The 21,421-nt window shown below is 68.5% G+C and carries 23 protein-coding genes and 2 tRNA genes; 16 read left to right on the top strand and 9 right to left on the bottom strand.

Annotated elements, in window-relative coordinates; translation table 11 throughout:
* Positions 1-178 precede the first annotated feature (178 nt).
* The 4 genes from iolC to iolD are packed head-to-tail and all read left to right on the top strand — an operon-like array spanning position 179 to position 4,872.
* Positions 179-1,165, top strand: coding sequence for a 5-dehydro-2-deoxygluconokinase (iolC, locus tag FEZ32_RS01675; protein WP_138679742.1), 987 nt, complete (start codon positions 179-181; stop codon positions 1,163-1,165).
* Positions 1,162-2,043 carry a Cgl0159 family (beta/alpha)8-fold protein gene (locus tag FEZ32_RS01670; protein WP_028703469.1) on the top strand — a complete coding sequence of 294 codons (882 nt, stop codon included), beginning with the start codon at positions 1,162-1,164 and terminating at the stop codon, positions 2,041-2,043. The genes iolC and FEZ32_RS01670 overlap by 4 nt, the downstream gene beginning before the upstream one ends.
* A 5-nt stretch (positions 2,044-2,048) precedes the next feature.
* Entirely contained in the window at positions 2,049-2,945 is an 897-nt protein-coding gene (iolB, locus tag FEZ32_RS01665) for a 5-deoxy-glucuronate isomerase (protein WP_028703470.1), read from the top strand.
* Between the two features lie 22 nt (positions 2,946-2,967).
* Positions 2,968-4,872, top strand: coding sequence for a 3D-(3,5/4)-trihydroxycyclohexane-1,2-dione acylhydrolase (decyclizing) (gene iolD / locus FEZ32_RS01660; protein ID WP_138679741.1), 1,905 nt, complete (start codon positions 2,968-2,970; stop codon positions 4,870-4,872).
* Positions 4,873-5,139: 267 nt separating this feature from the next.
* On the opposite strand, the gene FEZ32_RS01655 is transcribed toward iolD, so the two are convergent.
* A complete protein-coding gene (locus FEZ32_RS01655) occupies positions 5,140-5,400 on the bottom strand; it encodes a hypothetical protein (RefSeq protein ID WP_028703472.1) in 261 nt (86 codons plus the stop codon).
* Between the two features lie 239 nt (positions 5,401-5,639).
* Here FEZ32_RS01655 and FEZ32_RS01650 point away from each other — a divergent pair, with 239 nt between their 5' ends.
* From FEZ32_RS01650 to iolG, 4 genes are all read left to right on the top strand, one after another.
* Positions 5,640-6,671 carry a LacI family DNA-binding transcriptional regulator gene (locus FEZ32_RS01650; protein WP_138679740.1) on the top strand — a complete coding sequence of 344 codons (1,032 nt, stop codon included), beginning with the start codon at positions 5,640-5,642 and terminating at the stop codon, positions 6,669-6,671.
* Between the two features lie 173 nt (positions 6,672-6,844).
* Entirely contained in the window at positions 6,845-7,033 is a 189-nt protein-coding gene (locus FEZ32_RS01645; protein ID WP_138679739.1) for a hypothetical protein, read from the top strand.
* 67 nt (positions 7,034-7,100) lie between these two features.
* Positions 7,101-8,708, top strand: coding sequence for an MFS transporter (locus FEZ32_RS01640; RefSeq protein ID WP_138680811.1), 1,608 nt, complete (start codon positions 7,101-7,103; stop codon positions 8,706-8,708).
* A 188-nt stretch (positions 8,709-8,896) separates the two neighbouring features.
* Positions 8,897-9,910: an inositol 2-dehydrogenase gene (iolG, locus tag FEZ32_RS01635; protein ID WP_138679738.1), complete on the top strand. Its 1,014-nt coding sequence runs from the start codon at positions 8,897-8,899 to the stop codon at positions 9,908-9,910.
* 27 nt (positions 9,911-9,937) lie between these two features.
* Here the strand turns inward: iolG and FEZ32_RS01630 are convergent.
* Positions 9,938-10,013, bottom strand: a tRNA-Arg gene (locus FEZ32_RS01630).
* Between the two features lie 110 nt (positions 10,014-10,123).
* On the opposite strand from FEZ32_RS01630, the gene FEZ32_RS01625 reads away from it, so the two are divergent.
* Both FEZ32_RS01625 and FEZ32_RS01620 read left to right on the top strand, forming a co-directional pair.
* A complete protein-coding gene (locus FEZ32_RS01625; RefSeq protein WP_138680810.1) occupies positions 10,124-11,524 on the top strand; it encodes a UTP--glucose-1-phosphate uridylyltransferase in 1,401 nt (466 codons plus the stop codon).
* Positions 11,521-11,901 (top strand): hypothetical protein, encoded by a 381-nt coding sequence (locus FEZ32_RS01620; RefSeq protein WP_138679737.1) that lies wholly within the window; start codon positions 11,521-11,523, stop codon positions 11,899-11,901. Before FEZ32_RS01625 ends, FEZ32_RS01620 begins: the two co-directional genes overlap by 4 nt.
* Positions 11,902-11,949: 48 nt before the next feature.
* On the opposite strand, the gene mscL is transcribed toward FEZ32_RS01620, so the two are convergent.
* From mscL to FEZ32_RS01600, 4 genes are all read right to left on the bottom strand, one after another.
* Positions 11,950-12,318: a large conductance mechanosensitive channel protein MscL gene (mscL, locus tag FEZ32_RS01615; protein WP_028703478.1), complete on the bottom strand. Its 369-nt coding sequence runs from the start codon at positions 12,316-12,318 to the stop codon at positions 11,950-11,952.
* Between the two features lie 146 nt (positions 12,319-12,464).
* On the bottom strand, positions 12,465-13,133 hold the full coding sequence (locus FEZ32_RS01610) for an SAF domain-containing protein (protein WP_138679736.1): 669 nt from the start codon (positions 13,131-13,133) through the stop codon (positions 12,465-12,467).
* 59 nt (positions 13,134-13,192) lie between these two features.
* Positions 13,193-13,522 (bottom strand): FmdB family zinc ribbon protein, encoded by a 330-nt coding sequence (locus FEZ32_RS01605; protein ID WP_028703480.1) that lies wholly within the window; start codon positions 13,520-13,522, stop codon positions 13,193-13,195.
* A 227-nt stretch (positions 13,523-13,749) separates the two neighbouring features.
* Positions 13,750-14,418: a 5-formyltetrahydrofolate cyclo-ligase gene (locus FEZ32_RS01600; RefSeq protein WP_051238492.1), complete on the bottom strand. Its 669-nt coding sequence runs from the start codon at positions 14,416-14,418 to the stop codon at positions 13,750-13,752.
* A 79-nt stretch (positions 14,419-14,497) separates the two neighbouring features.
* On the opposite strand from FEZ32_RS01600, the gene FEZ32_RS01595 reads away from it, so the two are divergent.
* The 5 genes from FEZ32_RS01595 to FEZ32_RS01575 all read left to right on the top strand — a co-directional run bounded on the left by FEZ32_RS01595 (position 14,498) and on the right by FEZ32_RS01575 (position 18,948).
* Complete coding sequence (locus FEZ32_RS01595; protein ID WP_028703481.1) at positions 14,498-15,775, top strand: molybdopterin molybdotransferase MoeA; 1,278 nt, start codon at positions 14,498-14,500, stop codon at positions 15,773-15,775.
* A gap of 87 nt (positions 15,776-15,862) precedes the next feature.
* Positions 15,863-16,495, top strand: a complete 633-nt coding sequence (locus FEZ32_RS01590) for a GNAT family N-acetyltransferase (RefSeq protein WP_028703482.1) — start codon at positions 15,863-15,865, stop codon at positions 16,493-16,495.
* 132 nt (positions 16,496-16,627) lie between these two features.
* Positions 16,628-17,458 (top strand): hypothetical protein, encoded by an 831-nt coding sequence (locus tag FEZ32_RS13760; protein WP_236082459.1) that lies wholly within the window; start codon positions 16,628-16,630, stop codon positions 17,456-17,458.
* 49 nt (positions 17,459-17,507) lie between these two features.
* Positions 17,508-17,583 (top strand) — tRNA-Ala (locus FEZ32_RS01580).
* 264 nt (positions 17,584-17,847) lie between these two features.
* On the top strand, positions 17,848-18,948 hold the full coding sequence (locus FEZ32_RS01575) for an AI-2E family transporter (protein WP_138679735.1): 1,101 nt from the start codon (positions 17,848-17,850) through the stop codon (positions 18,946-18,948).
* A gap of 73 nt (positions 18,949-19,021) precedes the next feature.
* Here FEZ32_RS01575 and FEZ32_RS01570 read toward each other — a convergent pair whose 3' ends face one another.
* From FEZ32_RS01570 to FEZ32_RS01565, 3 genes are all read right to left on the bottom strand, one after another.
* Positions 19,022-19,888 carry a C1 family peptidase gene (locus FEZ32_RS01570; RefSeq protein ID WP_138679734.1) on the bottom strand — a complete coding sequence of 289 codons (867 nt, stop codon included), beginning with the start codon at positions 19,886-19,888 and terminating at the stop codon, positions 19,022-19,024.
* A gap of 97 nt (positions 19,889-19,985) precedes the next feature.
* Positions 19,986-20,198, bottom strand: coding sequence for an EamA family transporter (locus tag FEZ32_RS13605; RefSeq protein ID WP_232021367.1), 213 nt, complete (start codon positions 20,196-20,198; stop codon positions 19,986-19,988).
* Between the two features lie 2 nt (positions 20,199-20,200).
* Positions 20,201-20,893 carry an EamA family transporter gene (locus FEZ32_RS01565; protein WP_201270071.1) on the bottom strand — a complete coding sequence of 231 codons (693 nt, stop codon included), beginning with the start codon at positions 20,891-20,893 and terminating at the stop codon, positions 20,201-20,203.
* Between the two features lie 148 nt (positions 20,894-21,041).
* Here FEZ32_RS01565 and FEZ32_RS01560 point away from each other — a divergent pair, with 148 nt between their 5' ends.
* A complete protein-coding gene (locus FEZ32_RS01560) occupies positions 21,042-21,407 on the top strand; it encodes an ArsR/SmtB family transcription factor (protein WP_138679733.1) in 366 nt (121 codons plus the stop codon).
* Positions 21,408-21,421 lie beyond the last annotated feature (14 nt).

Genomic DNA, 21,421 nt, shown 5'->3' with positions numbered 1-21,421 from the left:
TACACTGCCTTCCAATTGTCCTGTCAAATACCGGGGCACTTCCCTCGGTCGGTCCGTGCGCGGCCCCCGCGGGCGGTGCGGTCGCGTCCTCTGTCGGCAGCCCGGGTATTTGTATTGACAATAGGTGCGGTGCTGCTACCGTTGGCCTGCGTAGCCACCCCAGAGAAGTGGAGCTCACATGATTGCCCCCGGATCGCGTTCCCTTGACGTCCTGACGATGGGACGGATCGGCGTCGACATCTACCCGTTGCAGCACGGCGTCGGGCTGGAGGAGGTCACCTCCTTCGGCAAGTTCCTCGGCGGCAGTCCCACCAATGTCGCGGTGGCGACCGCCCGGATGCGGCACGCCTGCGCGGTGATCACCGCGGTCGGCGACGACCCCTTCGGCAACTTCTGCCGGCAGGAGATGGCCCGCCTCGGGGTCTTCTCCACCTATGTCAAGACCGTCCGCGAGATCCCCACCCCGGTGACCTTCTGCGAGATCTTCCCGCCCGACGACTTCCCGCTGTACTTCTACCGGTTCCCCAGCGCGCCCGATCTCAAGATCACCCCGGCTGACATCCCCGAGCAGCAGGTCCGCGACGCCAGGATCCTCTGGTTGACGGTCACCGGGCTGTGCCAGGAGCCCAGTCGCGCCGCCCACCACCACGCCCTCGACATCCGTGACAGGGCCGAGCACACCATCCTCGACCTCGACTACCGCGACAGCTTCTGGGACTCCCCGCAGCAGGCCCACGAGGCGGTCGCCGAGATCCTGCCGAAGGTCACCGTGGCGGTCGGAAACCGCGAGGAGTGCGAGGTCGCCGTCGGCGAGACCGACCCGACCAGGGCCGCCGAGGCCCTGCTGGACGCCGGGGTGCAGCTCGCGGTGGTCAAGCAGGGGCCCAAGGGGACCCTGGCGATGACCCGCACCGAACGGGTCGTCGTCCCGCCCACCCCGATCGAGGTGACCAACGGGCTGGGAGCCGGGGATGCCTTCGGCGGCAGCCTGTGCCACGGACTGCTGGAGGGCTGGTCGCTGGCCGACACGATCCGCGCCGCCTCCAGCGCCGGGGCCCTGGTCGCCACCCGGCTGGAGTGCTCCACCGCGATGCCGACCGAACCCGAACTGTTCTCGATGATGGCCCGCCACATCGACATCACGGCCACCCAGGAGTCACGATGAGCACCACACCGCTGATCGACAGCCTCGTCGAGCGCCGCGTGAAGGACCCCCGCGGGTTCCAGGCCAGGGTCATCGACCGCGAGCGGCCCCGCTGGCACGGCGGGGAGCCGCTGATGGTGATCGCCGCCGACCACCCGGCCCGCGGAGCGCTGCGGGTCGGCGCCGACGAGTACGCGATGGCCGACCGGGAGTCCCTGCTGGAACGGTGCGTCACCGCCCTGTCGCGACCCGGGGTCAACGGATTCCTGGGCACCAGCGACATGGTCCAGGACCTGGCCAACCTCGGTGCCCTGGAGGGCAAGGTGGTCTTCGGCTCGATGAACCGCGGCGGACTGCGCGGGGCCAGCTTCGAGATCGACGACCGGATGACCGGCTACGACGTCGACGGGGTCATCGGCCAGGACCTCGCCGGCGGCAAGATGCTGATGCGCTACGACTTCGAGGACTCCTCGACCTCCGACACCGTGGCGGCCTGCGCGAGCAGCATCGACGCGCTGGCCAGGGCCGGTCGGATCGCGATGGTCGAGCCCTTCATCTCGCGCCGGGACGCCACCGGGAAGGTGGTCAACGACCTGTCGACCCAGGCGGTCGTGAAGTCGGTCGCGATGACCGCCGGACTGGCCGCCGACTCGACATGGACCTGGCTGAAACTGCCGGCCGTCGAGGGGATGGAGGAGGTCGCCCGGGCCTCCTCGATGCCGATCCTGCTGCTGGGCGGGGAACTGTCCGACGATGTCGAGGCGACCCGCCGGATGTGGGCCAGGGCACTGGCCCCCTCCACCGTCCAGGGTCTGGTCCTGGGCCGATCAATGCTCTACCCGGCGGACGGCGACGTCGCCTCCGCCGTGGACAACGCCGTCACACTATTGGAGGTCTGACACAGATGAGTGACTACGTTCTGCCGGCGGGCACCGCCGGCCACGACGAGTTCGAGGTCGACGTCTCCCCGCAGCGGGCCGGCTGGACCTACTCGGGGCTGAGAGTCGCGACCCTGGCGGCCGGCTCCTCGACCACCGTGGAGACCGGGGAGTACGAGTACCTGGTGCTGCCGCTGGAGGGGTCCTGGAGAGTCGAGGTCGACGGCAGGACCACCGAGCTCGCCGGCCGACGCACCATCTGGGGCCAGGTCACCGACTACTTCTTCCTGCCGCGCGGGACCACCGCGGTGGTCACCGCCGTCAGCGGCGGCCGGGTCGGGCTGCCCTATGCGCTGGCCTCCGAGGACCTGGAACCCCGCTACTGCCCGGTCGACGAGGTCACCGTGGAGCTGCGGGGAGCCGACTACCTGTGCCGGCAGGCCTCCAGCTACTCGGTCGGCAATGCCCTGCACACCTCGCGACTGCTGGTCGTGGAGGTCATCACCCCCGGTGGCTGCTGGTCCTCCTACCCGCCCCACAAGCACGACGAGGAGGGGCCCGACGAGCACGAGCTGGAGGAGATCTACTACTTCCAGATCAAGGGCAACGAGTACGGCCCCGGGATGGCGCTGCACGCCACCTACGGGACCGCGGACCGCCCGATCAGCGTCGCCGCCAAGATCGGCACCGGCGACGTCGCCCTGGTGCCGCACGGCTGGCACGGCCCCTGCGCGGCCGCTCCCGGGTACGACCTGTACTACCTCAATGTGATGGCGGGCCCCGGCGGAGCCGAGTGGAAGTCGGTGGACGACCCCGAGTACACGTGGCTGCGCGGCACCTACGAGACCGGGACGATGGACCCGCGCCTTCCCTACCAGGTCGACGAGAACGTCGACGACATCCAGGCTGACCCCAAGAACTGACCCCAAGAAGGAGTCCAGAGAGATGGCTGAACCCACTATCCGGCTGAGCGTCGGACAGGCGATCGTCCGGTACCTCACCCACCAGTACAGCGAGCGGGACGGCGTCGAACGCCGCTTCGTGCCCGGTATCTTCGGCATCTTCGGCCACGGCAACGTGGCCGGACTCGGCCAGGCCCTGCTGCAGAACGAGGTGAGCCCCGACCCGGAGGAGGGCCGCCTGGAGTACTGGCACGGTCGCAACGAGCAGGGCATCGTCCACGCGGCGACCGCCTATGCCCGCACCATGGACCGGCTGCAGACCCTGGCCGCCACCGCCTCGATCGGCCCGGGCTCCCTCAACATGGTCACCGGGGCCGCGCTGGCCACCACCAATCGGATCCCGGTGCTGCTCTTCCCCTCCGACATCTTCGCCAACCGGGCGCCCAACCCGGTGCTGCAGCAGCTGGAGGACTCCAGGGACCCCGACATCAGCTGCAACGACGCCTTCAAGCCGGTCTCGAAGTTCTGGGACCGGGTCAACCGGCCCGAACAGCTGATGGTGAGCCTGCCCGGGGCGATGCGGGTGCTCACCGACCCGGTCGAGACCGGTGCGGCCGTGGTCTGCCTGCCCGAGGACGTCCAGGCCGAGGTCTACGACTGGCCGCTGTCCTTCTTCGCCAAGAAGGTGTGGCACATGGACCGCCAGGTCCCCGCTCCCTCCGCCCTGGCCCGGGCGGTCAGCGCCATCAAGGGCGCCGCCAAGCCGCTCATCGTCTCCGGCGGTGGCACCATCTACTCCCAGGCCTCCGAGCAGCTTCGGGAGCTGGCCACCGCCACCGGCATCCCGGTCGCCGACACCCAGGCCGGCAAGGGAGCCATCAACTGGGACCACCCGGCCGCCGTCGGCGGTCTGGGGGCCACCGGCGCCGGATCGGCGAACGCGCTGGCGGCCGAGGCCGATCTGGTGATCGGCATCGGCACCCGGTACTCCGACTTCACCACCGGCTCCCAGACGGTCTTCGGAAACCCGCAGGTGCGCTTCGTCAACATCAACGTCGCCGCCTTCGACGCCGTCAAGCAGGGTGCCGAGATGGTCCTCGCCGATGCCCGGGAGGCACTCAGCGCGCTGACCGCCGCACTCGCCGACTTCCACGTGAGCCAGCAGTGGACGGACAAGACCCGCACTGAGGTGGCTGCCTGGCAGAAGGCCACCGACGCCTGCTACCACGCGGATCACGGTCCGCTGCCGGCCCAGACCGAGGTCTTCGGCGCCCTCAACGAGATGATGGGCGACGAGGACATCATGATCAACGCCGCCGGCTCGATGCCCGGCGACCTGCAGTGCCTGTGGCGGGCCAGCACCCCGGTCCAGTACCACGTCGAGTACGCCTTCTCCTGCATGGGATACGAGATCCCGGCCGCCCTGGGCGTCAAGATGGCCCGGCCCGAGTCCGAGGTGGTGGCGATCGTCGGCGACGGCACCTACCAGATGCTGCCGATGGAGCTGGCGACCCTGGTCCAGGAGGGTCGCAAGGCGATCTTCGTGCTGCTGCAGAACTACGGCTACTCCTCGATCGGAGCGCTGTCGGAGTCCCACGGGTCCCAGCGGTTCGGCACCAAGTACCGTCGCGACGACGACGGCGAGGGCCATGTCCGCGGCGACGACCCGTCGCTGCGGCTGCCGGTCGACATCGCGGCCAATGCCCGCTCCTGGGGGCTGGACGTCCTCGAGGTGCACGGCATCGAGGAGTTCCGTCAGGCCTACCAGAAGGCCCACGCCTCCGACCGGGCGACGATGATCCACATCGAGACCGACCTGTACGGCCCCAACCCGCCCTCCACCGGCTGGTGGGACGTCCCGGTCACCTCGCAGTCCCGGCTGGAGTCGACCCAGGAGGCCTACCGGCAGTACGCCGGCGAGATCACCCGGCAGAGGCGGTTCTTCTGAGCCTTGTTCGACCAGGCCTGGTCGACCAGGCGTGTGGACCGGCGGGACCCCCGGGCAGAGACTGCCCGGGGGTCCCGCCGGTCTGGTCCCCAGGACCTTCGGGGAGATGGCAGCGGCCGGGGACATGGAAGGGGCCCGTCCCCAGGACGGGCCCCTTCGTGCTGACGGATTCGTCTCGACTCGATGTGAGTCGCAGGCTGTGTGAGACTCTCCGTTGCGTCTCTGCCAGGGTCGCACCTCAGGGTGCGACCGGTTCCGCTGTGATGGTCAGTTCTGGGCCAGCACCGCCTTGCGCAGGGTCGAGGCGACCAGCGCGAAGGAGGAGGCCACTGCCAGGAACCCGCCGAGGATGACGGCCACATCGGAGGAGATCACCAGACCGGTGAGGGCGACGATCACCGAGACGGCCACGAGAACGACCGCGACGATGGGCAGCTGGAACCTGTCAGTGTCGGCGTGACGGGAGACGGAGTGCCGAGAGGCAGCTCCCCTGGACGCGAGGGACTTGTTCAGAGAAATGGTGGTCATGTGCGTGCCTGCTTCCATGATCGGAGTGCCGGGCACGGCTGAAAGCCGTGCTCAGCACGGCTTCGTGCGCTCCCCGGGATTCCGGGAAGGGTCAGGTTCATGACCTGACAAGGAAGACGATACGGGATGACACCGTGCCGGGCAAGTACCCGGGGCACGTCTATGCCCACGGCGAAGAATTTGTTCTGACAAATAACTCGCAGCTTCTGACGTTGCCGCTGGCGGTAGCATCACCCGACGTGGATGGCGCACAGGGGCGAACACCGCACAGGGTCACGATTCGCGACGTCGCGAGACTGGCCGGCACCTCGACGTCCACCGTCTCGGTGGCTCTGTCGGGCGGCGGGAAGGTCTCCGAGGCGACCCGCAGGCGGGTCATCGACGCCGCCGACCGGCTCGGCTGGCGGCCAGACCGCAGAGCCTCGGGACTGCGCCGATTCCACTCCCGGTCGGTGGGGGTGGTCTACGAGGTCGAGCAGTCCTTCCAGGCGCATCTGCTCGACGCCCTCTACGTGGGGCTGTCCGGCGAGCACCTCGAGGTGATCCTGGCCGGGGCGACCGCCCATCACACCGAGCAGATGTGCATCGAGGACCTCACGCGCGAGGGTTGCGAGGCGATGGTGCTCACCGGTTCTGGACTCAGCGACCAGGAGATCGCCGCGGTGGCGAGGCGCCTGCCGGTGCTGAGTCTGTGTCGACAGGTGGCACTTGGGGGTGTCGACGTCGTCGCCTGCGACTCGCGCTCGGGGGTCGCCGGGGCGGTGGATGCCTTGGTCTCCCTGGGGCACCGCCGGATCGTCCATGTCGGCGGATCGGGTCAGCCGATGGCCGATGCCAGGGAGCAGGGGTACGTGGAGGCGATGACCCGCCACGGGCTGGCGGGGGAGATCCGCGTGCTGCCCGGCGGGTCGACGATCGAGGCCGGGGTGCTGGCCGGCCACGCGCTGTGGGCGATGGCCCCCGCGCCGACCGCGGTCACCTGTTTCAACGACATGTGCGCTGCGGGCCTGGTCCGGCAGTTGCGGATGGTCGGGGTGCGGGTCCCCGACGACATCAGCGTGGTCGGCTTCGACGACGCGCCGGTGGCCAGCGATCCCACCACGGCCCTCACCACGGTCCGACAGGACGTCACCCTGCTGGCGCGGCTGGCGGCGAGGGCGCTGCGGACCCGGGTGGAGGCCGGCGGTCCGGTGCGGCCCGGGGCCGAGCGGGCGGTGACGGTGCCCGCGGTGCTGGTGACCCGTTCAACGACCGGGTCCCCGCGGTCGTAACGATTCGACTCGGCCGGAAATCCGTTCACCCGGTCGCCAGTCTCCCGGTCGAATCGTTTTTTCATGTCAGTACGTTTATCACTTTCCGGATGACATATGGCACCATCGTTGTGCCGGTGCACTGGGGCACCGTCCGCGGCCAATGAGGGCCGCGGGACTGAGCAAGGAGCGTTATGACTGAGAAGAAGGCCATCGGCTCGGGAGTTCCCTCCCGCGGACCGGTGGGCAGCGTGCGCACCGGGGCCCGCCAGGGTCTCCAGGAGCTATTCCCCGGGATCGACCGCAGCGTCGACGCCTGCATCGCGGACCGCGTTCAGGCGGCGGCGCGTCCGGTGTCCCTGCCGACCGGCCGCGACGAGTGAGGTTGGAGTCATGACCATGGACACGACACGTCCCGTCCCCGGGACCGATGAGCCCGACATCGCAGAAATGGTGGCCGGGACTCCGGCCTCCGGTAAGCATCGCGGCATTCTGGCGGTGGCCGGGGTGGCCACCCTGGGTTCTCTGCTCTTCGGCTATGACACCGGTGTCATCTCCGGTGCACTGCCCTACATGTACATGCCGCACGGTGCCGGCGGCCTTGCGTTGAACCCGGTCGAGGAGGGCCTGATCGGCGGCGTTCTGCTGATCGGTGCGGCCTTCGGCGCGGTGCTCGGCGGGACCATGTCGGACCGCTGGGGACGACGTCACAACATCACGATCCTCGCCGTGCTGTTCCTGTTCGGAGCCATCGGCACCACCTTCGCGCCCAGCGTGGCCGTGATGAGCCCGTTCCGGTTCATCCTCGGCTTCGCCGTCGGCGGCGCCTCCGCCACCGTGCCGGTGTACCTGGCCGAGACGGCCCCCAAACGCATTCGAGGGTCGATCGTGGCGATCGACCAGCTGATGATCGTCACCGGCCAGCTGCTGGCCTTCACGATGAACGCCGTCATCAACGCGGCGCACGGCGGACCGCAGATCACGGTGACCGCCAACCACAACGCCGACCATCACGGCATCGGCCTCGGCCAGCGGTCCTGGGACTCGGTCCTCGCCCTGCAGGCCAGCAAGGGCGGCCCGATGGACGACGCGCAGTTCCACGCCTTCGTCAACAACCTGGTGGTCAGCGCGGGCAACGGCGCCGCCTGGCGGTGGATGCTGGTGCTCTGCACGATCCCGGCCATCGCGCTGTGGATCGGCATCCGGCTGATGCCGGAGTCGGCCCGGTGGTATCTCGTCAAGGGTCGCATCCGCGAGGCGATCGGCTCCCTCAAGCGGGTCCGCAATCCTGAGAAGGACGGGTCCCTGGAGGACGAGGTCACCGAGATGCTGGAGACTCGTCACCATGAGCGCGAGGAGGCCGGGGCCAGAGGCACCTTCAAGCACGTGTGGCAGACGCCATGGCTCCGCAAGCTGCTGTTCATGGGCATCTTCCTGGCGATCGTCAACCAGACCACCGGTGTCAACACGATCATGTACTACGCCCCGAAGGTGCTGGAGTACGCCGGCATGACGACCTCCGCCTCGATCACCGCCCAGGTGGCCAATGGCGTGATGTCGGTGATCGGCTCGGCCCTGGGCCTGTGGCTGATCCTGCGGTTCCGCCGTCGTCAGATCCTCATCTTCGACGTCTTCGGTGTCGCCGCGGCGCTGCTGGCGATCGCCGGCGTGTTCCACTTCATGATCGCCCCGCATATCGCTGACGGCACCCGGCCGCCGGCCTGGACGGCCTACCTGGTGCTGGCCATGATGGCGCTCTTCATGCTCATCGTGCAGTCCACCAATGGCACCGTGGTGTGGACGATGCTGGGGGAGATGTTCCCCTCCAACGTCCGAGGCGTGATGAACGGCACGGCGATCTTCTTCATGTGGGTCGTCAACGCGATCATCACCTTCACCTTCCCCTCGATGATGGCCAGCCTCGGTGGTGGACTCACCTACACCATCTATGGCGTCCTCAATGTCGTCATCGGCATTGTCCTGCTCAAGATCATGCCGGAGACCTCCGGGAAGTCTCTGGAGCAGATCGAGGGATACATGGAGAAGCGCTACTCCTGATCCGACCCCAGTGCTGATGAGGGCGGGCTCTCCCTTCATGGGAGGGCCCGCCCTCAATTGTGTTAACATTTCCGTGGTGACGGTGCCGACACAGTGAGTCCTGCTCGCAGGGCACCACCACAATCCCGCCGGTGGCGCGGCCACCGACCAGCATCAGTGCAGATGTCCTATGAGAGGTGTTCTCAATCATGATTCGAATCGCAATCATCGGTGCCGGCCGAATCGGCCACGTCCACGCCCGCGCGGTGGCCAACCACCCGCAGTCCGAGCTGGTGCTGGTCTGTGATCCCTTCGAGAAGAATGCGAAGGAGCTGTCGGCGCAGTACGGCGTCAAGTACTGCCTGGACCCCCAGGAGGTGTTCTCCTCCCCGGACGTCGACGCGGTGATCATCGGATCCCCGACGCGGTTCCACGTGGACCACATCCTGGCCGCCGTGAAGTCCGGCAAGAAGGTCATGAGCGAGAAGCCGATCGCTCTCGACCTGGCCTCGGCCAAGCGCTGCGTCGACGAGCTGGGAGACGCCGCCGACCACGTGATGATGGGCTTCAACAGGCGCTTCGACCCGAGCTTCGCCGAGATCCACCACCGGGTCGCCGATGGCGAGGTCGGGGACCTTCAGCAGCTCATCGTCGTCTCCCGCGACCCTGCCGCCCCGCCGGCCGAGTACGTGGCCGGGTCCGGCGGCATCTTCAAGGACATGACGATCCACGACTTCGACACCGTGCGGTTCTTCCTCGGCGACATCGCCGAGGTGACCGCGGTGGGTACCAATGTCGACGAGGCGATCAAGGCCCAGGGCGACTTCGACCAGGTCCTGGTCACGCTGAAGTCGGTCGACGGCAAGCTGGCCACCATCGTCAACTCCCGCAGCTGCGCATTCGGCTACGACCAGCGTCTGGAGGCCTTCGGAGCCGACGGCATGCTGAGCGCCGACAACCTCACCGAGACGGCGGTGCGCAAGGCCTCGGGGAACCAGACCGAGGCGAAGTCCGCGGTGATGAACTTCTTCCTGGACCGCTACGAGGACGCCTACCGGATCGAGCTGGGACACTTCATCGAGGCGGCTGCCTCCGGTGAGGCCGTCTCGCCGTCGGTGCGCGACGGGTACGCCGCCCTCCAGCTGGCCGAGGCGGCTGGCCTGTCGGCCAAGGAGGGACGGACCGTCGCCATCGAGGCGAACAAGGTGCCGGCGGCCGTCTGAGTCTCGACGGACCGCGCGGTACCGCGGTGGCGGCCCCGAGAGGATTCGAACCTCCGACACATGGTTTAGGAAACCACTGCTCTATCCCCTGAGCTACGGGGCCATCATGGCCGTGCAACGGACCTCGACCAGCCTAGTGGTAGGGCCTCGCGAGACGCCAGCCAGCCTCTAGGATCGGACCTGACGCCTGACGCCCAGCCGGAAGGAACCATGATGAGCGAAGCAGGACTTGTCGCCGCACAGCAGAAGATGACCAAGGCCGGGGTCGACCAGGCCGCCATTGACGTCTTCACCTCCTACTACCACCAGCTCGAGGAGGGCGGCACCGGGCTCATCCGTGAGGACACCATCAGTCCCCTCACGGACCCCCCGATGCTCGACGAGCTCGATGTTGACGATGCGGCCGCGGCGCAGGCCCTGGACCGCACCGTCATCATCAAGCTCAATGGCGGCCTGGGCACCTCGATGGGCCTGGACCGGGCGAAGTCCCTCCTGGAGGTCCGCGACGGCAAGACCTTCCTGGACATCGTGGTCGACCAGGTGGTGGCGGCCCGCCGCACCTACGGTGCGCGGCTGCCGCTGCTGTTCATGAACTCCTTCAACACCCGCGACGACACCCTCGCCCATCTGGCCCGGTACCCGGAGCTGAGCGTCGACGGACTGCCCCTGGACTTCCTGCAGAACGAGGAACCCAAGTTGAGGGCCGACGACCTCACCCCGGTGGAGTGGCCGGCCGACCCAAGCCTGGAGTGGTGCCCGCCCGGACATGGCGATCTCTACACCGCCCTGCTCGGCTCCGGGGTGCTCGACAAGCTGCTGGCCAAGGGGTTCAAGTACGCCTCGGTCTCCAACGGAGACAACCTCGGCGCTGTCCCGGACGCCAGGCTGGCCGGCTGGTTCGCCGCCTCCGGCGCCCCCTACGCCGCCGAGCTGTGTCGGCGCACCATCAATGACAAGAAGGGCGGGCACCTGGCGGTCCGCAAGTCCGACGGCCAGCTGATTCTGCGCGACACCGCCCAGACGGCTCCCGAGGAGATGTCCTACTTCACCGACGAGTTCCGCCATCCCTACTTCCACACCAACAATCTCTGGTTCGATCTCGAGGCGCTGCGTCGAGTTCTCGATGAACGCCGCGGGGTGCTGGGTCTCCATCTCATCCGCAATGAGAAGACGGTCGATCCCAAGGACGCCGACTCCACCCCGGTGATTCAGATCGAGTCGGCGATGGGCGGGGCGATCGAGGTATTCGACGGGGCCACCTGCATCTGCGTGGACCGGTCGCGATTCCTGCCGGTCAAGACGACCAACGAGTTGCTCCTGCTGCGTAGTGACGTCTACTCCCTGGACGACTCCGCACATCTGGTGAAGAACACCGACACCACCTGCGAGATCGATCTTGACAAGCACTTCTACAAGAAGATCAATGACTTCTCGAAGCGCATTCCCGAGCCGCCGTCGCTGCGTGCGGCCGCCCGGCTGGCGGTGGCGGGGGACTGGACCTTCGGTTCAGGGGTGACCGTCTCCGGGAAGGCCCATCTGGTCGCCGGCAACGGTCCGGCAACGGTGCCCGACGGCAGCACCCTCACCGGCGAGATCACTCCCGAGAACCTGTGAGCGCGCAGCGGGCGGCAGCCCAGTGCTGGCAGGCGATCGCCGCGGTGCTCGCCGGTGAGCGGCCCGAGCCGCCGGCCCGGCCGGACTGGCGGGCTGACTCGGTGGCCGACTGGTTGGTCTCACTGGGCTGGGACCGGCAGGCGCTGGGGGAGAGACGGCGGCACTGCCAGCAGGAGCGCCTGGTGTGGCCGGACCGGCTTCCCGACGATCTGGCGAGCGGTCTCGAGTTCGCCCGCTACTCGGCGCTGCTGGCCGAGGTGAGGCGTCTTCTCGGCGTGGACGGGCTGCCGAGCGCGATTCACCACGGACCGAGGATCATCGGCCCGGCGGAGGAGAGGCTGTTGCGCGAAGTGCCCCCGCACAGCGTCCAACGCTGAGCGGGGGCACCTGGCAGGACTCGTGCGCGACGAGCCGACCCTGTCGGGTCAGTTGCTGCCATTCTTGGCGGCCAGCAGGTCGCGGATGTCGGCGAGCAGCTCCTCGGTGGTCGGGGGAACGTCGTCGGGATCGTCGGTGACCAGCTTGGACTTGGCGTACTCGAAGGGCTTGACCAGGCCGAAGTAGATCACGAAAGCCAGGATGAGGAAGGCCACCACAGCGGTGAGGAAGGCGCCGATGTGGATTCCCCAGGGCACGAAGGTGGAGAAGTTCGGCGTCCCGCCGAGCTTTCCGATGAGGTCCATGATGATCGCCGTGAACGACTTGACAACGTCGCCGAACGCTGCGCCGAGAATGAACGCGACGGCAAGCTCGACGAGATTGCCCCGCATGATGAAATCTTTGAAACCCTTCATAAACCCCTCCGGTCCTGGACTCGCCCGGTGAGTCCCGGACGCTGTCGTCAACAGCACGGCAGGATAGGTCTGCCGTCGGAGGAACTCCTCATTCTGGACGCGTTTTTCGCGACCGGAGGAAGGCCGGAGAACCGCCCGGGCCCGGTTCAGGTGATCACGACGCCGATCTCCTGACTGGACGCGTGGGTCGCAATTCTGGCCGCGCTGGCGGGATCGGTGCTGACCACCACCATCGAGTGGTCAGCGGTGGTCGACAGTGCCCCGGAACTCGAACCGGTGAGAATGGTCCGGACCACTGCCGAGGGTGCCAGGGTCTCGGTCCGGGAGCCGTCGCCGGCCACCACGACGCTGACCGTCTGACCGACCTGGAGCATCGCCAGCAGAGCCGGGTCGGAGATCGTGATCCCGGTCAGTGCGCCGCCCGGGCCCGCCCGAGGAGAACCCAGCAGGTCGGCCGAGGTGAGCACACTGCCGGCCGGGCGATCGGCGACCAGGGTCTGTCCGGTGGCCCGTGACGTTGCGGTGAGCGCCCCGGAGGGCACCAGGCGGCGGGGCATCTGCACCATCTTGAGGGCGGAAACCTCGATCCTCGCGCCTCCGGAGAGCTGACGGGAGGCGGCGACCACGGCCACCTCGGCCTCAGGACTCGGGCTCGAGGAGGACGCGATCAGCCACACCACCGCGGCCAGCAGGAGAGCGGCGAGCCCGCGGCGATGTCGTGCGATGAGGACGTGAAGAGCCCGTCCGCGGGCGGGACGCCTGCCGGACGGGTCTGTGGAGACGGTGGACGAGTCACTGTGCGGGTGTGTTCTCACACCCCCACGTGTAGCGGCCGCCGGGAGAAATCAGCGGTTGTCCACAGGTGCGTCGAGAGTCAGTTGGCCGCCACCGGGGCTGTGGACGACGCCGGTGCGCTGGAGGTCGCGTCCGACCCGGTGGCCTTCGTGGTGCTCGCGGTGCTGGCGGTGCCGGTCGAGCTGGAGTGCTCGTGCTCGGGAGCCGGGGCGGCAGCGGCGGTGGCCCCGTGGGTGTGATTGTCGGTCGAGTAGAACCCAGAACCCTTGAACACCACGCCCACCGCGCTGAAGACCTTGCGGAGCTTTCCCCGGCAGGAGGGGCAGGTGGTGAGTGCGGCATCGCTGAAACGCTGGACGACCTCGAGATCGCGTCCGCACTCGGTGCAACGGTACTGATAGGTGGGCATGCTCTCCTCGATCCGGTCCGATCGCACGATCGGGCGACCCTAATATGGTAGGTGACTGCGCCGCGTGCCCGAAACCGGCCACCCGGCGATGCCGACGGAGACCGCTGGGCGTCGCCCCGGCGTCACCCTGACCACGAGCGGAACGTCTGGTCCGGCCACGCTATTCCTGGGCGTCCTGTCCTTCAGCATCACTGTCCGCGCGGGCGACACGTCCGGGCCGAGCGTCCTCACTCTGCGGGTGTCGCTGCCTCCGACACCGCCAGGGGAAGCAGCCCGGAGGGGGTGAGGGCGGCGTCGACCCGGATGTCCCACCGGTCGTGGGGGAGAGCGGGGACCACCTCGGACTCGTCGACCATCGCCCAGACCGGGGCGACAGGGTGGCGCCCGCTGTCCAACCGGTGCCCACCGCCCGACCGGTACCCGCTGCCCGCAAGGGCCCGGTCGTACCAGCCGCCGCCGGTCCCGACCCGGTGACCGTTGCGGTCCACCCAGATCGCCGAGCAGATCACCAGATCCGCCCGTATCAGCGCATCGGGTCCCAGCACCGGGCCATCCGGCTCGGGAATTCCCCACAGTCCGTCCCGGAGGCGGTCGGCGTCGAAGCGGGCCCAGGCCGGGTCGTGGATCCCGTGACCGGCCCCGTCGGTGAGCACGGGGGCGAGCACAGTGAGACCGGCCCCGGCCAGCCTGGCCGCCAGCCCCACGGTGGCGGGTTCGCCCGGTCGCGACAGATACAGCGCGACGGTGCCCGCGCCGGTGCGGCGGACCTCCCGGAACCCGGTGCGCTCCCAGCCGCGGTCGCGTCGATCCTGCTCGCGATCGCTCAGAGCTGCCCGACGGGCGCGGCCCAGGTCCCGCCAGGTGGCCTTGGAGGAGCCCGGGCGGCCGTCGGGCATCAGGATCGGCAGCACGATCCTCACCCTACTGGGCAGGGCCTGTCCGCTCAGGCGGCGTCGAGCCCGTACGCTGTGGACCATGGCGCTGTTCCGCAAGAAGAAGACCGACGAGGAGACGCCGCTGGGGGCGCCGCTGGCGTTGCCGGGGGCTCCCGACGACGACGAGAACGGTCGGCGCAGCCTGGAGGACCACCGCGACTTCCTGCTCTCCCTGGTCAAGCCGCTGGCTCCCTTCGGGTTGAGCATCGGCGACTCCCTCGGTCTGGAACTGTGCGAGGACGTCCCCTCTCCGGTCGATGTGCCGCGCACCACCACCTCGGTCATCGACGGGTTCGCCCTGGACTCGGCAGTCACGACCCGCGCCGGCAATCCCTACCCGGTGGTCCTGCAGGTCGACCGGCGGCCTCCGAGCCCGGTCGTCCAGGGCACCGCCGTCGTCGTGAGAGCCGGGGATCCGCTGCCGGCGGGAGTCGACTGCGTGGTCCCCGAGGAGTCCCTGGACGCAGACGGCCAGGTCAGCCTCACCGCTGCCGTGCACCCCTGGAGCGGCTGCCGGCTGGCCGGTTCGGACTTCGCCGCGGGAGACCCCATCGTGTCCCGAGGGAGGATCCTGCACCCGGCCACCATCGCCCTGCTCGCCGACTCCGGTGCCGGCAAGGTGCTGGCCCGGCCCCGCCCCCGGGTGGTGGTGCTGGGAACCGGCGGCGGCAAGTCCGGCCACGACGGCGTCCCCCTGCTGGACGTCACGGCCCATCTGATCTCCGCGGCCGCCGCCGAGACCGGCGCCCACGTCTGGCGGGTCGAGGCCGACGTCTCCGACACCGCGGCGCTGCGCGAGGCAATCACCGACCAGCTCATCCGGGCCGATCTGCTGCTGATCACCAGCAACCGTCCGGCCGCCGCGCGCCGCGATCCGGTCGCCGATCTGCTCCCGGATCTGGGTGCCACCGACTTCTGCCAGGTGGCGATGGATCCCGGTGCCACCCAGGGGTTCGGCCTGGTCGGGCCGGATCTGGTCCCGGTGATGGTGATGCCCCCGGGGCCCGGTGCGGCACTGGTGTCCTTCCACGCCTTCGCGGCGCCGCTGCTGCGCAAGCTCGGCGGGATCACCGTGACGGCGCGCCAGACCGTGGAGGCCGAGGCCCTCGACATCCTGGCCGGCCCGGACACCCCGGTGAGGTTCGTCCCGGTGGTGCTGCGCGACCGCGGTGGTCGCAGCTGCGCGGCACGCGCGGGACGTGGGGACGCTCGCGAGCTGGTCGACCTGTCCGAGGCCGACGCCTTCGCCGTGATTCCGGCCGGCCAAGGCGTCGATGTCGGCGACACCGTGACCTGCTGGGCCGTGGAGCGGGACTGACCGACGATGACCGACTCGCTGCCACAGCGCGCCTTCCAGATGCCCTACGGCACGAGCCTCCCGCGGGCCCATCACTGGCCGACGGTGCTGCGGGCGGGAGCCGTGGTGCTCCGGCCCCTGGTGAGGTCGGACGGTCCCGAGTGGTTCCGGATCAGGCAACGGGACGCCGAATGGCTGCAGCCCTGGGAGGCCACCAGGCCGCCGGGATCCCTGGAGAGGGTGCCCAGCTTCCCGCAGATGGTGGCCCGCAACCGCAGGCTGGCGAAGGTGCCGGTGGCCCTGCCCTGGGCGATCGTCTGGGATGACGGGTGGCCCCGCAGCCCGGCCCGGCACCCGGAGAAACTCGCGGTGATCGGTCAGCTGACGGTCTCCAGCATCACCTACGGCTCGGCGCTCAGCGCGTCGATGGGCTACTGGGTGAGTCATCGGTATGCCGGCCGCGGAGTGGTGCCCACCGCCGTGGCACTGGCCGCCGACTACTGCTTCCAGGTGCTGCGCCTGCACCGCATCGAGATCTGCATCAGGCCCGAGAACGCCAAGAGTCTTCGCGTCGTCGAGAAGCTCGGGCTGGTCGAGGAGGGGATGCGTCCGCGGTACCTCCACATCGACGGGCAGTGGTCCGACCACCGGGTGTTCCGGCTGCTGTGCGACGACCGTCCGGCCGGCGTGCTGCAGGAGTACTTGGCGTCGCACGTCCTGCCGGGCTCTCCGCTGACCTGAATCGGCTTGCCGGGTGGCAGTCCGACGCGTCATAGGATGTGCGCACCCGAATTACATCCGTGTGATGCGAAATGTCCGACACTCCGGCGAAGAGCCTGACGGGAGCGCATCGGGACCTTTAGCGTGTGCCACGTGGAAGCAATCATCGTCGGAGTGCTCGTCGTGGCGTGGATCGCCTACCTTGTGCCGTGGTTCGTGATGCGTCGCCACGACCGTGCCGAGGAGAGCGAGGAGGCGACCGAGTTCCCTGACACCATGTCGGTGGTGCGCGACGGTGGCCTGACCATCAGCGCGCATACGGCGGAGCCCCAGGACGATCTGGAGGTCGCCACCCCTTTCACGAGGGCGCACGCCCGCCAGGAGGTCCGCGAGGCCTGGGCCAATGCGGCCGTCCGGCGTCGCAGGACGGTGGCCGTCCTGATGCTTCTCACCACCTTGATGGCCGTGCTGGCACTGACCTCCGTGCTGTCCTGGTGGTTCACTGCCGCCGCCGGTGCACTCGTGGTGGCCTTCTTCGTCGTGGCGCGGATCTCGGTGGTCCGGATGGCCCGCCGGCTCGACGCGCAGATCGATCAGATCGACCGTGGGTGGGACGAGCACACCGTGCTGCTGAGCCGAGAGGCCCCCTTTCCCGAGGAGTCCCACCAGCACGAGAGCGACCACACGCTCGAGGAGAACGAACCCACCGCATACTCGGTCGAGCTGAACGGGCCGGTCTCCGCGGGCTCCGGTTCGCTGTGGGACGCCGTCCCGGTCACCACCCCGACCTACGTCTCCAAGCCGATCGCCGCGCGCACCGTGCGCACCATCGACCTGTCCGCCCCCGGACCGGTGGCCGGACAGACCAGCACCCCGGTGACCGCCGAGCATCCCCAGGCAGTCGGGGCCCATCTCCCCACGGTCGTCGAGGGGTCGACCGTCGAGCAGCAGCCGGAGGAGGCCCTCCGCCGCCGGTCGGCATGAGCCCGGATTGGCGCTGCGAGACCCCTGTGGTAGCGTGAGCGCGGTCCTTGGGGCATTGGCGCAGTTGGTAGCGCGTCTCGTTCGCAATGAGAAGGTCAGGGGTTCGAATCCCCTATGCTCCACCAGTAGATCAGAGGCCGGTTGGCCGGGTGTTGTTCCCGGTGAGCTGGCCTTCTCCATACCGGATGCGTGCCCGGGCTGACCGTGCATCGCCGCTCGACAGTGCGCCCCGGGATCCCGGCCGACCACCGGCGGGAATGGACGGACCGGGTCGAGACCAGTGGCGATCTCCCGGCCGACAGCCCCGGTCCACTAGGGTGAGGCGAACGTGTCAACCGGGTGGAAGCACAGTGATGTGGTGATGCTGACGAGTCAAGGGAGCGTGCAGCATGTCGGAGAGCAGGCGTACCGGGCCCTTGCGTTCGCAGCGGATTCGTCGCGCGGGCGTCACCGCGTGGTCGGCACTGGGCATCGTCGTGCTGATTGTGGTCGTCGCGGCCGCTATTGGCGCACTCTCCGGGATCCTCGTTCCCCTGGTGGTCGCCGCCATCCTCGGGATCGTGCTTGAGCCGTGGGTCTCTTGGCTCGAACGCCGCAGGGTGCCTTCGGCCCTGGCGGCGGTCATCGGCCTGGTCTCCGCGGTTCTTGTCGCGGCCGCCATGGTGTGGCTGGTGGTCGTCGGCTTCATTCAGCAACTCCCTGCGATCACTCAACAGGTGATGACGGGCTGGAACGCCTTCGTCAGCTGGGCGCGAGGTCTCGATCTCGATGCAGTCCTTCTCGATCAGATCCGCGAGGCCGCCTACGGGTATGCCCCGCGACTCGGCGAGGGCATCCTCGGCCTGGTCATCAGCACGCTCTCCGGGGGCGTCTCGATGGTGATCGGCACCTTTTTCAGTCTCTTCTTCCTGTTCTTCGTCCTGAAGGATTTCCGGCGCTTCGGCGAGTGGCTGTCGCGGGTGACGGGTACCGACCCGGTGCTCGTCGAGAGGATCAAGGACCTGTCGCAGACCGCTGTGCAGGGGTACTTCAGAGGTACCGCGCTGACGGCAATCATCACCGCGCCGATCTTCCTGCTGCCGCTGCTGTTCCTGAAGGTGCCGCTGATCCTGCCGATCTCGATCCTCTACTTCTTCCTCTCCTTCATCCCTTATGTCGGTGCCTGGATCACCGGGGCCTTCGCAATTCTGATCGCCTTTGGATCTGCCGGTCCGACCGGGGCGCTGATCGTCGGCATCAGTCTGCTGGTGTCGAATGGGACGATTCAGAGCGCTGTGGGCTCGTGGGCTCTGGGCAGCTCGCTGTCCCTCCACCCGGTCGTCGTGCTGCTCGCCACCATCGTCGGCGGCACCATCGCAGGGATGCTCGGGATGGTGCTCGGCCCTCCGGTGGCAGCAGCGGTCGTCAAGTCGGTTGCCGCGGTTCGTGAGGGCGGATCGGCGACAACGAGCTCGGCGGCGCCGTCCGAGCCGGAACCGGCACAGCCCTGAGGACCCCGGGCACCGTCGTGGTGCACGGGGTGACCTCCGATGCTGGCCGGTCCCGTGATGGCGGGTCGGTGGATTACGGGGTGTCGGTCTTCAGGGTGTCGAGGTACTTCCTCAGATCGGCGGCGAAGGCCTTGTGCGACTTCGACGAGTGCCGCAGCGACAACCACGACTTCGCCGCGGCCACGAACTGGGCCTGGTCGTCCGGGGGTGGCGGAGGAGGCGGCGGGGTCGCCAGGGGAGCGAAGATCGTGCAGTCCCCCGAGGCCTTCAGCAGGACCTCCATGTCGTCCCAGCTGAAGTAGGCCCTGCCCTGCAGGCCCCAGCCCTCGCCCCAGGAGTTCTGCATCCAGACCCGCTCATGCTCGACGTCGAGCTCGTCGAGACAGTACTCGTGGCCGCCGGCCAACCGACCGGTGATCGTCTGACGCCCGTCGGGAGCCGGGTCGAACATGTCCTGGCGCCACTCCGTACCCACGATGACCGCATGATCGGCCAACGCGGTCAGCATGGCACTCAGAGAGAAGGCGTGCTCGTACCCGCTGATCAGGCCGCGAGTCTTGAGCACTTTCGCCACCGACAGACCGTCGGACCCGGTGTCGGTGGGCGGGTAGGTGCCCTCGAAGGGATCGATCTTGGTGGCATCGGAGTAGATGCCGACCGCATAGCGCTGGTCGGCGTCGGCGTCACCGCTGAGCACCGCCTGCACCTCGGGCTGGCTCCAGAACGGGAGGTAGGAGATGCACTTGGCGGCGGCGTTGCCGGTGCACGAGCCGAGGTCGCCCTGGTTCAAGGTCGGGATGTGAGAGGTGTGACGCACCGAGGTGAGGGTGCTGAGGTCGGCGGCCTTGAACGCGTAGTCCCAGGACCGGGGATCGTGGTTGACGTTGCGGCCCAGGCGAGGATCCCTGGGCTCCCGGTAGATCTTCACGTAGTTGCTCATCGCTGCGTCCTGTCCCCCTGAGTAAGGATGAAGCCGAGGGCGGCAGAAATTAGCACCCGTCTGGGTCATGTCATGCCAGTCTGTTCGCGGGGAATCCTCAGGATCTGGTTCTGCTCCGGGTGTGCACGGCTGCCCAGGCCAGAAGGATGATCCTCGCGCCGCTCAGGGCGACCAGCGGGGTGATCGTCTCGCCGAGCAGCAGGGCCGACCAGATCATGGTGAGCACGGGTTGCAGGAGCTGGGTCTGGCTGACGGCGGTCATCGGCCCGATCGCCAACCCCCGGTACCAGGCGATGAAGCCGACGAACATGCTCACGACGCCGAGGTAGCCCAGCGCCGCCAGGGGCCCGGCCCGGGGAGGGTGTGGATCTCGCGCAGACCCGTGACCAGGGCCAGGGTGCCCATCACGGGAGCGGCCAGCAGCAGCGCCCAGCAGATGGTCTGCCAGGCGCCGAGCTCCCGGGACACCAGACCGCCCTCGGCATATCCGACCGCCGCCGCGACGACCGCGGCAAAGAGCCACAGGTCGCCCGGCTCGAGAACCAGGTGCATCGAGGCGCTCTGCATCATGCTGAACATCACCACGGTGAGCGCGCCGGCTGCGGTGAACACCCAGAACACCGGGCGGGGGTGCTCGTGCCCGCGGATGGAGGCGGCGACCGCGGTGGCCGCCGGGAGGAGACCGACGACCACGGCCGAGTGTGATGCCGACGTCGTGGTGAGGCCGAGGGTCGTGAACAACGGAAACCCGAGGACGACGCCGAAGGAGATCACCGTGAGCCGTACCCACTGACGCCTCGAGGGCAGGGTCTGGCGCAGCACCAGCAGAGTGAGGGCCGCCAGGACGGCACCGATCACCGCTCTGGCCGAGGTGGCGAAGACGGCAGAGAACTGCGACACCGCGACCTTGGTCATCGGGAGGGTCAGGGAGAACCCGAGCACGCCGAGGGCGCCCCAGATCAGTCCGGTGCTGCCCGTCGACGTCGCTCGAGTCTTCCTGTTCACGCGGGTGTCGGTCGTCACGGTGCTCAGTACACACCGTTGTGGCAGCCGTTCTGACCGCTGAGACGGGCCCTCACGACTGGTCCGAGGAATCAGTCGGGCGAAGGTCGGTCGGCGGTCCGGGCCGTCCTTCAACTGTTAGTATCCGCGTATGGATGAGGATATGCAGACAAGCGGCGAGGAACCGTCGCCCGAGTACATCGACCTGGCGGCGGAGGTGCTCGGACTGCTGTCGGACCCGACGCGGATCAGGATCGTGCTCGCGCTTCGCCGGGCCGAGGAGCTGTCGGTGAACGCCCTCGCCCAGATCGTGGGCAGGAGGCCCTCCGGCGTCTCCCAGCATCTCGCCCGGATGAGGTTGGCCCGGATGGTCACCACCCGCCAGGAGGGCACCCGGGTGCTCTACCGACTCACCGACGAGCACGCGGTGACCCTGGTCCTCGAGGCGGTCAAGCAGGCCGAGCACGCGGTCGCCGACGGGCATCTCCCTCCGCACCACCACTCGGTGCGCCCATGAGCCAGCTGTCATCC

It is taken from the genome of Acidipropionibacterium jensenii (assembly GCF_005890135.1).
Taxonomy (GTDB): domain Bacteria; phylum Actinomycetota; class Actinomycetes; order Propionibacteriales; family Propionibacteriaceae; genus Acidipropionibacterium; species Acidipropionibacterium jensenii.
This window is presented reverse-complemented; position numbering and strand designations above follow the sequence as displayed.

Coding starts and splice junctions, on each gene's coding strand:
- iolC (WP_138679742.1), top strand. CDS start 179: ATGATTGCCCCCGGATCGCGTTCCCTTGACGTCCTGACGATGGGACGG.
- FEZ32_RS01670 (WP_028703469.1), top strand. CDS start 1,162: ATGAGCACCACACCGCTGATCGACAGCCTCGTCGAGCGCCGCGTGAAG.
- iolB (WP_028703470.1), top strand. CDS start 2,049: ATGAGTGACTACGTTCTGCCGGCGGGCACCGCCGGCCACGACGAGTTC.
- iolD (WP_138679741.1), top strand. CDS start 2,968: ATGGCTGAACCCACTATCCGGCTGAGCGTCGGACAGGCGATCGTCCGG.
- FEZ32_RS01655 (WP_028703472.1), bottom strand. CDS start 5,400: ATGACCACCATTTCTCTGAACAAGTCCCTCGCGTCCAGGGGAGCTGCC.
- FEZ32_RS01645 (WP_138679739.1), top strand. CDS start 6,845: ATGACTGAGAAGAAGGCCATCGGCTCGGGAGTTCCCTCCCGCGGACCG.
- FEZ32_RS01640 (WP_138680811.1), top strand. CDS start 7,101: ATGGTGGCCGGGACTCCGGCCTCCGGTAAGCATCGCGGCATTCTGGCG.
- iolG (WP_138679738.1), top strand. CDS start 8,897: ATGATTCGAATCGCAATCATCGGTGCCGGCCGAATCGGCCACGTCCAC.
- FEZ32_RS01625 (WP_138680810.1), top strand. CDS start 10,124: ATGAGCGAAGCAGGACTTGTCGCCGCACAGCAGAAGATGACCAAGGCC.
- mscL (WP_028703478.1), bottom strand. CDS start 12,318: ATGAAGGGTTTCAAAGATTTCATCATGCGGGGCAATCTCGTCGAGCTT.
- FEZ32_RS01605 (WP_028703480.1), bottom strand. CDS start 13,522: ATGCCCACCTATCAGTACCGTTGCACCGAGTGCGGACGCGATCTCGAG.
- FEZ32_RS01600 (WP_051238492.1), bottom strand. CDS start 14,418: ATGCCCGACGGCCGCCCGGGCTCCTCCAAGGCCACCTGGCGGGACCTG.
- FEZ32_RS01595 (WP_028703481.1), top strand. CDS start 14,498: ATGGCGCTGTTCCGCAAGAAGAAGACCGACGAGGAGACGCCGCTGGGG.
- FEZ32_RS01575 (WP_138679735.1), top strand. CDS start 17,848: ATGTCGGAGAGCAGGCGTACCGGGCCCTTGCGTTCGCAGCGGATTCGT.
- FEZ32_RS01570 (WP_138679734.1), bottom strand. CDS start 19,888: ATGAGCAACTACGTGAAGATCTACCGGGAGCCCAGGGATCCTCGCCTG.
- FEZ32_RS13605 (WP_232021367.1), bottom strand. CDS start 20,198: ATGTTCGTCGGCTTCATCGCCTGGTACCGGGGGTTGGCGATCGGGCCG.
- FEZ32_RS01560 (WP_138679733.1), top strand. CDS start 21,042: ATGGATGAGGATATGCAGACAAGCGGCGAGGAACCGTCGCCCGAGTAC.